Annotated in this window: 12 protein-coding genes and 1 tRNA gene; 8 read left to right on the forward strand and 5 right to left on the reverse strand. The window is 64.1% G+C overall.

Annotated elements, in window-relative coordinates:
- Positions 1–144: 144 nt before the first annotated feature.
- The 6 genes from tolQ to JI748_RS01500 all read left to right on the forward strand — a co-directional run bounded on the left by tolQ (position 145) and on the right by JI748_RS01500 (position 5192).
- The gene (tolQ, locus tag JI748_RS01475; RefSeq protein WP_164534771.1) at positions 145–846 is read left to right on the forward strand and encodes a protein TolQ; all 702 of its coding nucleotides are present in this window, start codon (positions 145–147) and stop codon (positions 844–846) included.
- Between the two features lies 1 nt (position 847).
- A complete protein-coding gene (locus tag JI748_RS01480) occupies positions 848–1297 on the forward strand; it encodes an ExbD/TolR family protein (RefSeq protein WP_201634270.1) in 450 nt (149 codons plus the stop codon).
- A 9-nt stretch (positions 1298–1306) separates the two neighbouring features.
- Positions 1307–2542 carry a hypothetical protein gene (locus JI748_RS01485; RefSeq protein WP_201634272.1) on the forward strand — a complete coding sequence of 412 codons (1236 nt, stop codon included), beginning with the start codon at positions 1307–1309 and terminating at the stop codon, positions 2540–2542.
- A 60-nt stretch (positions 2543–2602) separates the two neighbouring features.
- Positions 2603–3913, forward strand: a complete 1311-nt coding sequence (gene tolB, locus JI748_RS01490; RefSeq protein WP_201634274.1) for a Tol-Pal system beta propeller repeat protein TolB — start codon at positions 2603–2605, stop codon at positions 3911–3913.
- A gap of 112 nt (positions 3914–4025) precedes the next feature.
- On the forward strand, positions 4026–4919 hold the full coding sequence (locus JI748_RS01495; protein ID WP_201634277.1) for an SDR family oxidoreductase: 894 nt from the start codon (positions 4026–4028) through the stop codon (positions 4917–4919).
- A gap of 9 nt (positions 4920–4928) precedes the next feature.
- The gene (locus JI748_RS01500) at positions 4929–5192 is read left to right on the forward strand and encodes a hypothetical protein (RefSeq protein ID WP_201634279.1); all 264 of its coding nucleotides are present in this window, start codon (positions 4929–4931) and stop codon (positions 5190–5192) included.
- A 15-nt stretch (positions 5193–5207) separates the two neighbouring features.
- Here the strand turns inward: JI748_RS01500 and JI748_RS01505 are convergent, their stop codons facing one another.
- From JI748_RS01505 to JI748_RS01525, 5 genes are all read right to left on the reverse strand, one after another.
- Positions 5208–8345, reverse strand: a complete 3138-nt coding sequence (locus JI748_RS01505) for an efflux RND transporter permease subunit (protein WP_201634282.1) — start codon at positions 8343–8345, stop codon at positions 5208–5210.
- Between the two features lie 4 nt (positions 8346–8349).
- Positions 8350–9549 carry an efflux RND transporter periplasmic adaptor subunit gene (locus JI748_RS01510; protein WP_201634285.1) on the reverse strand — a complete coding sequence of 400 codons (1200 nt, stop codon included), beginning with the start codon at positions 9547–9549 and terminating at the stop codon, positions 8350–8352.
- A 218-nt stretch (positions 9550–9767) separates the two neighbouring features.
- Positions 9768–9844 (reverse strand) — tRNA-Arg (locus JI748_RS01515).
- Between the two features lie 126 nt (positions 9845–9970).
- Complete coding sequence (locus JI748_RS01520) at positions 9971–11395, reverse strand: sensor histidine kinase (protein ID WP_201634288.1); 1425 nt, start codon at positions 11393–11395, stop codon at positions 9971–9973.
- 41 nt (positions 11396–11436) lie between these two features.
- Positions 11437–12867 (reverse strand): FAD-dependent oxidoreductase, encoded by a 1431-nt coding sequence (locus JI748_RS01525; protein WP_201634291.1) that lies wholly within the window; start codon positions 12865–12867, stop codon positions 11437–11439.
- Positions 12868–13094: 227 nt separating this feature from the next.
- Between JI748_RS01525 and rpmH the strand changes: the two genes are divergently transcribed.
- Together rpmH and rnpA are read left to right on the forward strand one after the other, a co-directional pair.
- Positions 13095–13229, forward strand: coding sequence for a 50S ribosomal protein L34 (gene rpmH, locus JI748_RS01530; protein ID WP_164534594.1), 135 nt, complete (start codon positions 13095–13097; stop codon positions 13227–13229).
- A gap of 14 nt (positions 13230–13243) precedes the next feature.
- Positions 13244–13642, forward strand: a complete 399-nt coding sequence (rnpA, locus tag JI748_RS01535; protein WP_201634294.1) for a ribonuclease P protein component — start codon at positions 13244–13246, stop codon at positions 13640–13642.

The following is a 13642-nucleotide window of genomic DNA, read 5'->3' on the forward strand; positions in this document are numbered from 1 at the left end:
AACACGGCAAAGGCAAGTTTGCCGGACACAGGGTCGTCAACACCCTTCGGTGCGGGGAATTTCTCTTAATTTGAACAGATTTGGGCTCCATCGCACCTCGACGGGGCCGCGCATGGCCGGACTAAGGATCACGACATGGAAACAATGGATGCAGTTGCGGCGGCCGCTCCGCATGCGGACCTTTCCATCTGGGGCTTGTTCTGGGCGGCCGACTTCGTCGTCAAATCGGTGATGCTCGGCCTTCTTGCCGCATCGGTCTGGTGCTGGGCCATCATCATCGACAAGACCATTGCCTATCGCCGCAGCCAGGCGGAGATGAACCGTTTCGAGCGCACCTTCTGGTCTGGGCAATCGCTGGAAGAGCTTTACCAGCAGCAGTCCGAAAAGCCATCGGGCGGGTTGGGCGCCGTGTTCGTCGCGGCCATGAAGGAATGGAAGCGCAGTCACGAGCAGAATGCTGCAAGCTTTGTCGGCATGCAGCAGCGCCTCGACAAGGTGCTCGACGTCGCCATTTCGCGCGAAAGCGAGTTTTTGGAAAAGCGCCTCGGCTTCCTCGCGACCGTCGGGTCAGCGGGTCCGTTTATCGGTCTTTTCGGCACGGTGTGGGGCATCATGAACGCCTTCACCAATATTGCCGCGTCCTCCAACACCAACCTTGCCGTGGTCGCAGGCCCGATCGCCGAGGCGCTGTTCGCGACCGCGATCGGCCTCGTTGCCGCTATTCCCGCGGTTATCGCCTACAACAAGCTTTCTGCCGATGCGGGCAAGATGATCGGGCGCCTTGAAGGCTTTGCCGACGAGTTCTCGACCATCCTTTCCCGCCAGCTCGAAGCACGGAACCGCTAAGATGGGTATGGGTGGACCAAGCGGCGGCGGAGGCCGGGGCAGTGGTCGCGGTGGCCGGCGCCGCGGGAAACGCGGTGGCGTCATCAGCGAAATCAACATCACGCCGATGGTCGACGTGATGCTGGTGCTGCTCATCATCATGATGGTGGCGGCGCCAATGATGACGGCCGGCGTGCCGGTTGATTTGCCAAGGACCTCAGCTGGCGAATTGCCGAGCCAGACGCAGCCGATCACCGTTGCGGTGACGCCAGACGGGGCGATTTTCGTGGACGAGACGCCGGTGGACGAGACGAGCCTCATCACGACCGTTGGCGATCTGGCGACGGTCGAAGACCGCATTTACCTGCGCGGCGACACGACATCGAACTATGGCACGGTGATGCGCGTCATGGGCCTCCTGTCGGCGGCAGGCTATACCAAGATCGGGCTCGTCACCGAGCGCGAACAGTAGGCCCGGCGCATGCGGACGGGCGTTGCGGCTTCCATTGTTGCTCACGTGGCAGTGCTGTCGATCGGTCTCATCACCCTGGGATCGATCGAGCCGATGACGCCTGTTGTCGAGTCCATTTCGGTGGACCTCGTGCCGATCGAGGAATTTGCCAGCCTGCGTGCCGGTCAGCTCGATAGCGAAGTGGTGGAAACCGAGACGCCATCGATCGTCGAAAGCGAGCAGGAAGCGCAGCTGGCGCAGCCGACCGGCAATACGCGGGAAAACCAGGTGACGCCATCGCCGGCCGATACGCCGACGCCTGCACCGGTGACGCAGACCGCGCCTGCGCCCGAGCAGCAGCCTGAGCCGGTGGAAGAGCCTGAGCCCGAACCTGCCCCGGAGCCGGAACCAGAGCCGCTGCCAGAACCCGAACCCGTGCCGGAGCCGACCCCTGTCGTGCCGGCGCTGCCGACCAGCCGGCCTGCGGATCTGGTGCCGACGCCTGAGCCCACACCGGAACCGGAGCCTGTTCCGGAGCCGACGCCTGAGCCGGCTCCGGAGCCGACCCCGGAACCCACGCCAGAGCCGACGCCCGAACCAACACCCGAGCCGACGCCGGAGCCCACACCTGAGCCGCCGCGGCAGGTCAATGTCGCCATGCCGACGTCGCGCCCTGCCAATCTCGAGCAGATACGAGAGGAAGCGCGTACTGCCGTAGCGCAGCGCGCCGAGCGCGAAAAGGAACAGCGGGAGCGGGAAGAGCGCGAGAAGCGCGAGCGGGAACAGCGTGAGCGTGAACAGCGCGAGACGGCGACGGCTGCGGCCGCCGCTGCACAGCAGCCCAAGCCCAGCCAGCCCAGCACCAATGCCAGCGAACTGGCCGATCTCGTCAACGACCTCATCAACAATGCGCCGACCACGGGCGCGACGACGGGGCAGGGCGGTTCGCCGACCCTGGGCGATGTCGGGGGCACTTCGGCGACGTTGAGCCAGACCGAAATCGGCGCCTTCATCGCGGCCATCAAGCGGTGCTGGAACCTGCTGCCGAATGAGCAGGTGCCGGGACTCGAAGTTGCGGTCAATGTCCGGCTCAATCAGGATGGCTCGCTCGCCGATGTGCCGCGGCTCATTTCGCTAAGCCATCCGGAACTGAGTTTCGTCGCGCAGAAGGCGCTCAGCGCCGTGGCCGGTTGCGGCCCCTACAATATGCTTTCCGCCGCCACTTACGATCAGTGGCAGAACATCAACGTCACGTTGCGTCCGTGACCAAATTCGCCGCCTTTGCTCGCTAGAAGATCGGGCAAGGCCCACGACTTGGAGACCGAAATGACCCTTATTTCCCGGCGCAACGCCCTGCAGCTCGGCCTTGCCGGTGGCCTGGCGCTCGCTTTCGCGCCTCGCGCTTTTGCCCAGCTCAACGTCACGGTGGAGGGCGCGACCTTCCGGCCGCTGCCGATTGCCATTCCCAATTTCTCGTCGTCGGACCCAAGCTTCGGAGCCGAAATCGCCGGGATCGTTCGCAACAACCTGCAGCGGTCAGGCCTGTTCACGACGTTCGATCCATCGGGGCTGCCGCTCCAGGTCGGCGATCCCAATGCGACGCCGGATTTTACCACCTGGCAGACGGTCAATGTCGATGCCCTGGTGATGGGCAATGTCGAGCGCGGCGGCAGCATCAATTCGTCCGTGCGCGTGTGGGATACGCGTGCGGGGACGCAGGTGGTCGGCAACAGCTATTCGACCGATCCGAACTCGGCGCGCCGCATTGCCCACATCGTTTCGGACGCGATCTATACGGCGCTGACCGGCGGCTCGGGCTATTTCGATACGCGCGTTGCCTATGTGGCCGAGAGCGGTCCCAAGGCCAACCGCACGCGGCGGCTGGCCATCATGGACCAGGACGGCGCCAATATGAGCTACCTGACCGACGGCTCGTCCATGGCGCTGACGCCGCGCTTTTCGCCGCGCGGTGATCTGCTGACTTACATGAACTTCGTCGACGGTAATCCGCAGGTTTACCTGCTGCAACTGGCGACTGGGGCGCAGCAGCGGCTCGCCAATGTCGGTGCCATGACCTTTGCGCCGCGGTTTTCGGCCGATGGCGGCACGGTGGCGTTTTCGGTGGAGCAGGGCGGTTCGACCAATATCTATGCTGTCTCGACCGGTGGCGGGCAGCCGATGCAGCTGACGTCGGGCGCTGCCATCGATACCGGTCCGTCCTATTCGCCGGACAGCAGCCGCATCGTCTTTGAAAGCGATCGGGGTGGCTCGCCGCAGATCTACATGATGGGTGCGGGCGGCGGCAACGCGCAGCGCATCAGCTTCGGCGAGGGCAGCTATTCTACGCCGGTGTGGTCGCCGACGGGCGATATGATCGCCTTTACCCGGCAATCGGGCGGGCAGTTCCATATTGGTGTCATGAACCCCGATGGCTCGGGCGAGCGGCTGCTTTATTCGAGCTTCCATGCGGAAGGCCCGACCTGGGCGCCGAATGGCCGCGTCATCATGTTCTTCCAGGATCCGGGTGGCAATGACGGCCCGCGCCTGATGAGCGTCGATATCTGGGGCCGCCAGGCGCAGAGCATCTCCACGGACAGCTTTGCTTCGGACCCGGCCTGGTCGGGCCTGCGAAGCTAAGACCCCCACCCAGCCTCCCCCGTCAGGCGGGGGAGGAGTCTCATCGCGTTTGACCTGACAGGAACGCTTGCCGACGGAAATGCATTGGCTCTCCAACAGAATGGAGACACCCATGTCCGATCGTTTGCGCATGCAGGACCCGCGCCACCAATATCCCGAGCCGCCCTTTCCCGAGCAGCCGCAGCCGCGGCCTGGCCTTGTCAGCAAGATGGAGCCGGCGCCGGACCATGGCGAGGAGAGTTATGTCGGCTATGGGCGGCTCAAGGGCCGCAAGGCGCTGATCACCGGCGGTGACTCGGGGATCGGGCGTGCCGCGGCCATCGCCTATGCGCGCGAGGGCGCCGATGTCGCCATCAACTTCCTGCCCGACGAACAGTCCGATGCCGACGAGGTCATCAAGCTGATCGAAGCGGCGGGGCAGAAGGGGTTTGCCTTGCCGGGCGATGTGACAAGCGAAGCGACCTGCAAGCAGATCATCGCCGATGCGGTCGAAAAGCTTGGCGGGCTCGATATCCTCGTCATCAACGCGGCGCGGCAGCAGGCGCGGAAGTCGGTGGCGGAAGTCACGAGCGACGACTTCGACAAGACCATGAAAACCAATCTTTATGCGCTGCACTGGCTGACGCAGGCGGCGGTGCCGCATCTGCCGGCGGGGGCTGCGATCATCAACACGGCGTCGATCCAGGCCTATGAGCCTTCGGCGCAGTTGCTCGATTATGCGACCACCAAGGCCGGGATCGTGGCTTATACCAAGGCGCTGGCGGAGCAGCTGATCGAGAAGGGCATTCGCGTCAATGCCGTGGCGCCGGGGCCGTTCTGGACGGTGCTGCAGCCGAGCGGCGGGCAGTTCCCGGAAAAGGTCAAGACTTTTGGGCAGGACAGCGCCTTCGGCCGTCCGGGCCAGCCGGTGGAATTGTCGCCGGTCTATGTGCTGCTGGCATCGCAGGAAGGCAGCTACATAACCGGGGAAGTGTTCGGCGTCACCGGCGGCAAGGGTGTTGCGTAAGGAGCCAGCATGAGCATCAGCGGCGAACAGCTTCGAGCCGATATCGACAGCGGCAAGACCGGGGAGAAGGTCGGCTATCCCGATCCGGCAACCGCGCCGCTAGGCACGGATGATGAGGCCGGCGGCGCTCGCGCCACGGCTTACCCGGAAGAAAAGCGCGAGGTCAACCTTGCGCCCCGGCGGCGGCATGCGCGAGGGCTCGCGATGTTTCTGTCGCTGGGCTTTGCCGTCGACTTCTGCATCTTCGTTTCGGTATTGCTTGGCGCGACCTGAGGGCCGCGCCAGCTCTTATTCGGCCGGTTTGACTTCTGGCTCGTGATGGCTGTCGTCCGGCGCCTTGGGCATGAAGCGGCGGGTGAAGCGGGAGAAGCTGTCGATATAGGTCAAGAGCACCGGCACCACGACCAGCGTCAGAGCGGTCGAGCTGATGAGGCCGCCGATCACGGCATGGGCCATGGGCGCGTTTTCGCCGCTGCCGGCATGAAGATTCAACGCCAAGGGCAGCATGCCGAAGATCATGGCGAGCGTGGTCATGATGATCGGGCGGAAGCGGGTGGCGCCGGCTTCGACCAGGGCCTCGTAGAGGTTCCAGCCATCACGCACATGCTGGTTGGCATTGTCGACCAGGAGGATGGCGTTTTTCACCACGAGGCCCATCAGCATGATGAAGCCGATGGCGGAGAACATGTTGAGGGTCGAGCCGCCGACCAGCAAGCCCACCATGACGCCGATCAGGGCGAGGGGGAGTGAGCCCATGATGGCGACGGGCTGGAGGAAGCTGCCGAACTGGGATGCGAGGACCAGGTAGATGAAGATCACCGCAAGCAGCAGGGCCGAGCCGACGGCGGCGCCGGTTTCGGCGATCTGCTCGACATCGCCACCAAGCGACGTGCTGTAGCCGGTGGGGAGGTCAAGGCTGTCGACTGCCGCCTGTAGCTGTGGCGAGATCGAGCCGAGTTCGACACCTTCGAGATAGGCTTCAATGGTGACGCCACGCTGCAGGTCCTGGCGATTCAGGGTGGCGGGGCCGGTGCTTTCGACCACCTGCGCTACCTGGGCTAGGGTGATCATTTCGGCCGAGCCGGTGGCGCCGGACTGCGCGATCGGCAGGTTGCCGATGGCGTCGACATCGTTGCGCATGCTTTCGGGCAGGCGGACCACGACGTCATAGACCTGGCCGTTCGGGGCGGTCCAGTCGGCGACTTGCTGGCCGCTGATCAGCGGGCCGAGGGTCGTGGCGATCTGGTTCATCGAGACGCCCAGATTGTCGGCCAGATCACGGTTGATCTGGATGCCGACAACTGGTTGGGCCTCATTGATGCTCGAGGAGATATCGATAAGGCCGTCGATCTTTGCGAGTTCGGCCTCCAACTGGTCGGATAGCCTGCCAAGAACGGGGAAGCTGTCTCCATATAGAGTGACCGAGACCGGAGCCCCGGCGCCGCCGAGCCCGGAAGCCGAGGTGACCTGGAAGGTTGCTCCCGGTATGGCTTCGAGGTCGCGGCGAACCTGCGGCATGAACTCTTCGGGAGTCATCGCGCGCTGGCTCTTGTCGATCATGGTCACCGTCATGGTGCCGCTATTGGCCCCTGAGGATGCAAGACCGCCTGCGACGGTCGAATAGGTGCGCTCGACTTCAGGATAGGCGCGGATCACGGCTTCGGCCTGGCGGATCTTGGCGCCGGTCGCTTCCTTGGTCGATCCTGCGGGGGTCTCGACTGACACGGTGAAGATGCCGTTGTCGGTCACGGGAATAAATTCCACGCCGACCCGCGGGAACAACATCAGGCTGCCGACGAAGGAAAGGACGGCAACGAACAGCACCGTCTTGCGAAATTTGAGGCTCAGCCGGATCAGCCCGCGATAGCCATCGGTAATCCAATCGAACAGGCGGTCGAACTGGTTGATCAGCCGGCCGATCGGGCCACGCTTGACGTTGGGATTGGCAGCAGGATCGTACCAGACGCTCGACATCATGGGGTCGAGCGTGAAGGCGACGAAAAGCGAGATCAGCACGGCGACCGAAACGGTGACGCCGAACTGGAGGAAGAAGCGCCCCATGATGCCGTCCATGAAGGCAACGGGGAGAAACACCGCGACGATCGAGAGCGTCGTCGCCATGACGGCAAGGCCGATCTCGTTGGTGCCATCGAAGGCCGCCTGGCGGTGCGACTTCCCCATATGGAGGTGGCGCGTGATATTTTCGCGCACCACGATGGCGTCGTCGATCAGGATACCGACAGCCAGCGAGAGGGCCAGCAGCGTCATCATGTTGAGCGTGAAGCCCAGGAAATTGAGCGCAATCATGGTGCCGATGATCGAGATCGGCAGGGTGAGGCCCGTGATAACGGTGGAGCGCCAGGAGTTGAGGAACAGGAAGACGATGACGACGGCAAGAATGGCGCCTTCGACCAGCATGTTCTGAACGGCGTGAAAGCTGTTCTCGACCGGTTCGGCATTGTCGACCACGACTTCGATGCTGACGCCTTCGGGCAATTCGTTGGCGAGGAGGTCAGCCACGGTTTCGCGAACGTTTTCGGCGACACCCACCGTATTGGCGCCTTGCGTCTTCAGAACGTCGATGGCGAGCGCCTGCTGACCGTTGAGTATGGCAAGGCTCGAGGCTTCGCCGGTGCCGTCGACGATGGTTGCGACATCACGCAGGGTAACCGGCTGGCCGCCCTGGTTGCCGACGGTGACCTCATAAAAATCCTGCTCGTCTTCGAGGCGGCCCAGGACCTGGATCGACTGGACGATGGAGTTCTGGGTGATGGAGCCGGCGGCGAGATCGCGGTTGGCGGCCTGGAGTGCCTGGACGACGGCATTGGGGCTGATATTGAAGGCGGCGAGACGATCGGGATCGATCTCGATATTGAGCTGGCGCGGCACACCGCCAATGACCGAAGCGCTGCCGACGCCGTTGATGTTGGCGAGGCGGGGCGAGATGACGTCTTCGGTCAGCGCCGTTAGATCGCGGGCAGAGAGCGTCGAGGAGCTGACCGCGAGGGAAACCAGCGGCAGATCGCTCGGATCGAAGCGCAGGATCTGCGGATCGTTGGCGCCATCGGGCAGGTCGGCGCGGATCGGGTCGATCTTGTCGCGCACTTCCTGCAGCTTTTCCTGGGAGCTCGCCTCGAGGTTGAAAATCATTAGCACCAGAGCCTGACCGGACTGGGCGGTGGACTGGATGGTGTCGAGCCCGGCAATGGTGTTGACGGCGTCTTCGATGGGCTCGACGATGTCGACTTCAACAGCCTCGGGCGAGGCGCCGGGATAGCTCACCACCACGGCGACGACGGGGAAGTCCACGTCGGGCAACTGTTCGATAGGCAGGCGCTGATAGGAGTAGATGCCGAACACCATGATCGCGACCATGATCATGGTCGCAAAGACAGGGTGGTTGACGCTGATACGGGTCAGAAACATGGTTTCAACCCTCCAGAAGCGAGAAGCGATCGCCAGGCTGCAGTTCCGTCAGAGCGGCCGAGACGACCACGTCACCGGCAGCAAGGCCGGTTACTTCGACCAGGCTGCCGCGATTCCACTCACGCACAGTCTCGACCGGCTTGCGCGCCAGCGTCTCGCCTTCAAGCATCAGCACGAACTGGCCTTCGGCATCTTCGCGCAACGCCGATGAAGGGATCGCCATGGCGTCGGCTTGTTCCATTACCGTTATATTGCCGGTCGCAAACATGCCGCCTCGGAGGGCGCCCTCGCTGTTGTCGAGCTCGATATAGATCGGTACCGTGCGCGTGCCGGTGAGTGCCACCGGATTGACGCGCGAGACTTGGCCGGTGAACTGCTGGCCTTCGAGGCCGGTGACAGTAACCGTTGCGGTCTGGCCGGCATTTACCAAGGCGCTGGAATTGACCGAGGCGGCAGCCTGGAACTCCATTTCTTCGAGATTGACCACGTTGAAGAGCGGCGTGCCGGCCTGGATGGTCTGGCCGGGTTCAACCGAGCGCGAGGCCACGACGCCCGAAAGGGGGGAGGTGACCGTGGCATTGTCGAGCGCCAGCTCGGCGGTTTCAACGCCGGTTTGGAGGGCATCGAGTTGGGCCTGCAGCGCCGCCGTGGCGGAGCGCGCCTGCTCCAGCACCGAGGGGCTGGCGAGACCTTGGGTTGCCAGCTGTTCGGTGCGCTCAAGCTGTTGCTGGGAGGATTCGAACTGGGCGCGCGTGGCACTGGCGGTGGCGCGCTGCTGGCTGAGCTGCAGCTCCAGAGTGGCCCGGTCGATCTGGGCGAGGACATCGCCTTCGTTGACCGTGTCGCCGGGCCGTACCAGCACGGCCATGACGCGGCCGGACGCTTGCGAGGCAACGTCGGAGAGCTGCGCCGGCACGAGGGTGCCGGTCACCTTGACGGTTTCACTAAGGGTCGCCGGCGCCATGGTGATGGTTTCGGACTGGCGGATCTGCCGCACGATCGCGGCTTCTTCGGCGGCGGCGGTTTCGACGGGTGCCGGGGCGGGGTTGAGGAAGATGAAGGCCACGACGGCCGCAACGATCAGCAGCAGGACGATCCACGGCCAGATGCGGCGCCTGGGCTTGAGCCCTTGGGCGACACGCTCGGCATTGCGCTTCTCGCGCCGGCTCTGCGCCCATTCCGGCTTGTCGTGTGCGCTGCTCATCCCCGCGTCCTTTCGCATCTGCCGGTCGACCCAACCGGCGTCCTTGCCGCATCTTGTGTGTGCCGGGCTACAAGGCAAGACTTTATGGTCGATGCGTGACGCTTTGACCTAGGTAAGCTGGCTGTAAGGTTCAAAAATTCAGGGCGAGGCCAGAATATCTGCCGCGCGCAAGAGCTGAGCAGGCAGGTGCTGTTGCGTCATGTCTTGAAGCGGAAGTTTGGCGCGCCCTAAGAGATTCGAACTCCTGACCCCCAGATTCGTAGTCTGGTGCTCTATCCAGCTGAGCTAAGGGCGCGCACTGCCGATGGTGACCGGCGGTTCAGGAAGCGGCGGAAACGCTCAACTGCCTGAAGCGAGGCATCCCATACATGGCACTTTCCGCCATTGCAAGCACGGGTGACGCAAAATCGTCATCGAAGGGCTAAAGCTGTGGACGACGGAACGGCAGGGTGATGTCGAAGCGCGTGCCGGTGGTGCTCGGGCCGAGCGCCAGCGTGCCGCCATGGGCTTCGGCGATCTCGCGGGCGATGGCGAGGCCAAGACCTGTGCCCCCGGAGCGGGCGGAGCCTTCGAAGGCGACAAAGAGGTTGTCCCGGGCCCGGGGCGGCAGGCCGGGGCCGTTGTCGATGACCGAGATGATCACGCGGTCATCGACAGTCTGGGCCTCAACGGCGATCTGCCCCTCGAAACCCTCGCGGGAATAGGTCTCTAGCGCCTCGCGCGCATTTTTCGTGAGGTTGACGAAGACGCGGCTGAGCTGGTTCGGGTCGGCTTCAAGTTCGAGCTCTTCCGGTACGCCGTTTCGCCAGCCGAGCATCGGGTTGCCAGCGGCGCGAGCGTCGAGGGCGGCGTCCTCCACCAGATCGCGCAGCATGACGGGCGCAAATTTGGGAGGCGCGGTGGCTTCGCGGCCAAAATCGAGCACCGACTGGGCAAAGCCGATGGCTTTATCGAGGGTCGTGACGAGGCGCGGCGCGAGGCGCTGCACCTTGGGATCGTCCAGCGTCGCCACCTGGTCGGACAGCAATTGCGCCGAAGTGAGGGTATTGCGCAGGTCATGATTGATCTTGGCCACGGCTAGGCCGAGATCGGCGAGGTGCCGGCGCTGGCGCAGCATGGAAAAGAGATCTTGCTCCATGGCGGAGAGCTCGCGCTCGAGAATGCCGATCTCGTCGCGTCGGGTGGAGGGCGAAAGGATAAGGGATCCGTTTTCCGGCGCCTTGCGGAAGGAAAGCATGTTGTTGGTGACGCGCAGGATCGGGTCGAGAAACAGTGTGCTGACCAGCATATAGAGTGCAAAGGCGGTGACGGCCGCGATGCCGAGCGAGACGAGGATGATGCCGCGCGAATAGTCGATCATGTCGCGGCGGAGCGGATTTTCGGGCATCAGAAGCTCGACCAGGGCCTCGTCCGTATCGCCCTCGCCAATGATGCGGAGGGTACGGCCCGGACCGGCAAAAAGCGTGTCGAGAGCGCCGAGAACTTGAGTGCCCAGATCGGTTTGCCGCAGGTCGGCGGTGACGACGCGATCGGGCATGACCGGTTCGGTGCGTTCGATCAGCTGGCTCTGGCCTTCGCGGCGATAAACGATGGCGTCGGCGCCGGCCGAGCCGAGGAGCCGGTCGGTGAGATTTTGCGGCAGCGCCATCACGTCCGGAACGGCGTCGAGCACTCTTGCGGCGACGACACCGACACGCAGGCGGTCCTGCAGCCAGGTGGTGCGGAAGCTCGCAAGCGAAGGAAAATAAATGACAATTTCGACAAGGAGAATCACCACGATGATGGTGGCGATCAGCTTGTTGGAAAGGCCCGAGAACCGGCTCATCGTGACGTGTGGTGCTTTCATCTCGTCTCGATCCTTAGCCAGGCACGAAGCCGCGTCAGTTCCTAGAGCGGAATGATGCGCCGCAGGGCACGCCGACGCGCCGTCCAAGGGGAAACGGGACGAGAGGCCAGATAGTTTACTCCAAGGTCCGAAATGGTTGTCATGAGGCTTGGATGGGGCAGCGACAGCTCGGCCAGCTTAGCCAGATTGAGACCCTGTTGCATCGCGAGGCCAAGGACAGCAGCCATGTCGCTGGCGCCGGGACCGACAAGGCTGGCGCCCTGGATGGTGCCGTCGGCCCCGGCCAGCACCTTGACCAGGCCCTGGCCCCGACCGGCGGCGAGGGCGGCGTGGTTCTCGGCGAAGCTGGCGCGGAAGATGCCGCTGCCCGGCTTTGGTTTGCCGGTGTTGTTGGTAGAGCGGCCGATCTGGGCGAGCGGCGGGTCGGTGAGCACGAGACGCGGCTGGGGCGCGATTTTACTGCGGGGTGCACCGAGCAGCACGGATTCGACCACGGCTCGGCCATGGCGCTGCGCGTGCTGCCACTGGTCGATGCCGGCAGCGGCGCCAACGAGGCGGATGCGGCGATTGCCAGTTTGCCCCAGTTCGTCCGTCAAGAGACCTGCGCCGCCGCGCTGGGGGCGAAGGCGAGCGGCGACGCGGTCGAGCGGGGCAAGATCGGCAGTGCCGCCCATGGCGACGAGCACATGGGAGATATCGAGCGGCTTTTGTTCGCCGGAGGGCAGGTCCACGATGGCGCCGATGCCTTGTGAGCGCGGCTGGATCGCGGAAACGGCTCCGCCGTCGAGAACGGTGATGCCTTCTGCGGCGAGCAGTTGAAAAAGGATCGCGACGGCTTCCGGATCAAAGCCGGGCAGGGCAGGGCCTTGCGGCACCAGCGTTACATCGGAGCCAAGCCGCGAAAATACCTGCGCCAGGGCGAAGGCCGACGGATCTCCACCGATGACGAGGAGGTGGCTGAGCTTGCGCGTCGAGGTGAGAATCGACTCAGGGGTGAAGGCGCCGATCTGGTCGAGGCCGGGGATCGGGGGAACGGTTGGCATGGGGCCAAGGGCGAGGATTGTCGTGCCGGCCTTTACCTGTGTCTCACCGATAAGGAGCGTCTGTGTATCGGTGAAACGCGGTTCGCCGCGCAAGACCTGGATGCCCAGGGCGGCGAGCCGGTCCTCGCTCGTGGCGGGGGCAATCTCCGTCACCAGCGCGTCCACCCGCTCCTGGATGGCACGAAAGTTGATCTTGGCTTCGGTGTTAGGAAGACCAAGCCTTGCGCCTTGCCGCTGCGCCTCCACCTGCGCCGCGACGGCCTGCAAACGGGCCAGCCGCAAGGCGTTTTCGGGTCCGTCGCCGGGTTCGGAATGGCCTCGATCGACGAGGAGGACTTCGGCGCCGAGCCGGCTCGCATGCTGCGCCAGGTCGATCCCCAGGGCGCCGGCGCCGACGATGCAAAGATCGGGTCTTGGTAGTTCAGCCATATCCGCTTGGAGCCCGGTAAATTTTGTGCACTTATGGGCGGGAACGCCAGCCTTGACAACTCTTGCGCAAAGCCTTGCACCATGGCTGACGCGCGTTGACTTGGGGCCGGCTTTTCCCTATAGACCCCACCAACCCGAAGGCGGCGCGGCTTGCCCGCCAACATGACCATTTCTGCAATTTTGCAGCAGCATAAAGAGGAACCGTGCCTTAAGCGCGGTTTGATGACATGAAGCGTACATACCAGCCCTCCAAGCTCGTGCGTGCCCGCCGTCACGGTTTCCGTGCCCGCATGGCGACCAAGGACGGCCGCATCATTCTGAACCGCCGCCGCGCGGTTGGCCGCAAGAAGCTCTCGGCCTAAGGATTGTTGGCCGGATGACGGCCGAACAGCCCACGAGCAAAGCCCAATTGCGCCGCCTCAAGCGGCGCGCGCAGTTTACCAAGGCCGCCCGGGGCAATCGCGCCGGGCGTTCTGCATTTGGGCTGCAGGCGGTTGCCGTCGATGCGCCCAATGCCGGCGTCGGCTTCACCGTTACCAAAAAAGTCGGCAACTCGCCCGAGCGCAGCCGCATGAAGCGGCGCCTGCGCGCCGCTGCGGCAGCATGCGCGCGTGACTTTGTGCCTGGACATGACTATGTGCTGCTGGCGCGACGCGAGGCCTTGAGCCTGCCCTTCGCCAAACTCGTCGCCGATTTGGGCGGCCTTATATCCCGCGTGCATGATGAAGCCGCGGGCAAACGTCCATCTCCTGGCCGCGGCCAACGGAACGCATGA

Origin of the sequence: Devosia rhizoryzae (assembly GCF_016698665.1) — a bacterium.
Classification (GTDB): Bacteria; Pseudomonadota; Alphaproteobacteria; order Rhizobiales; family Devosiaceae; genus Devosia; species Devosia rhizoryzae.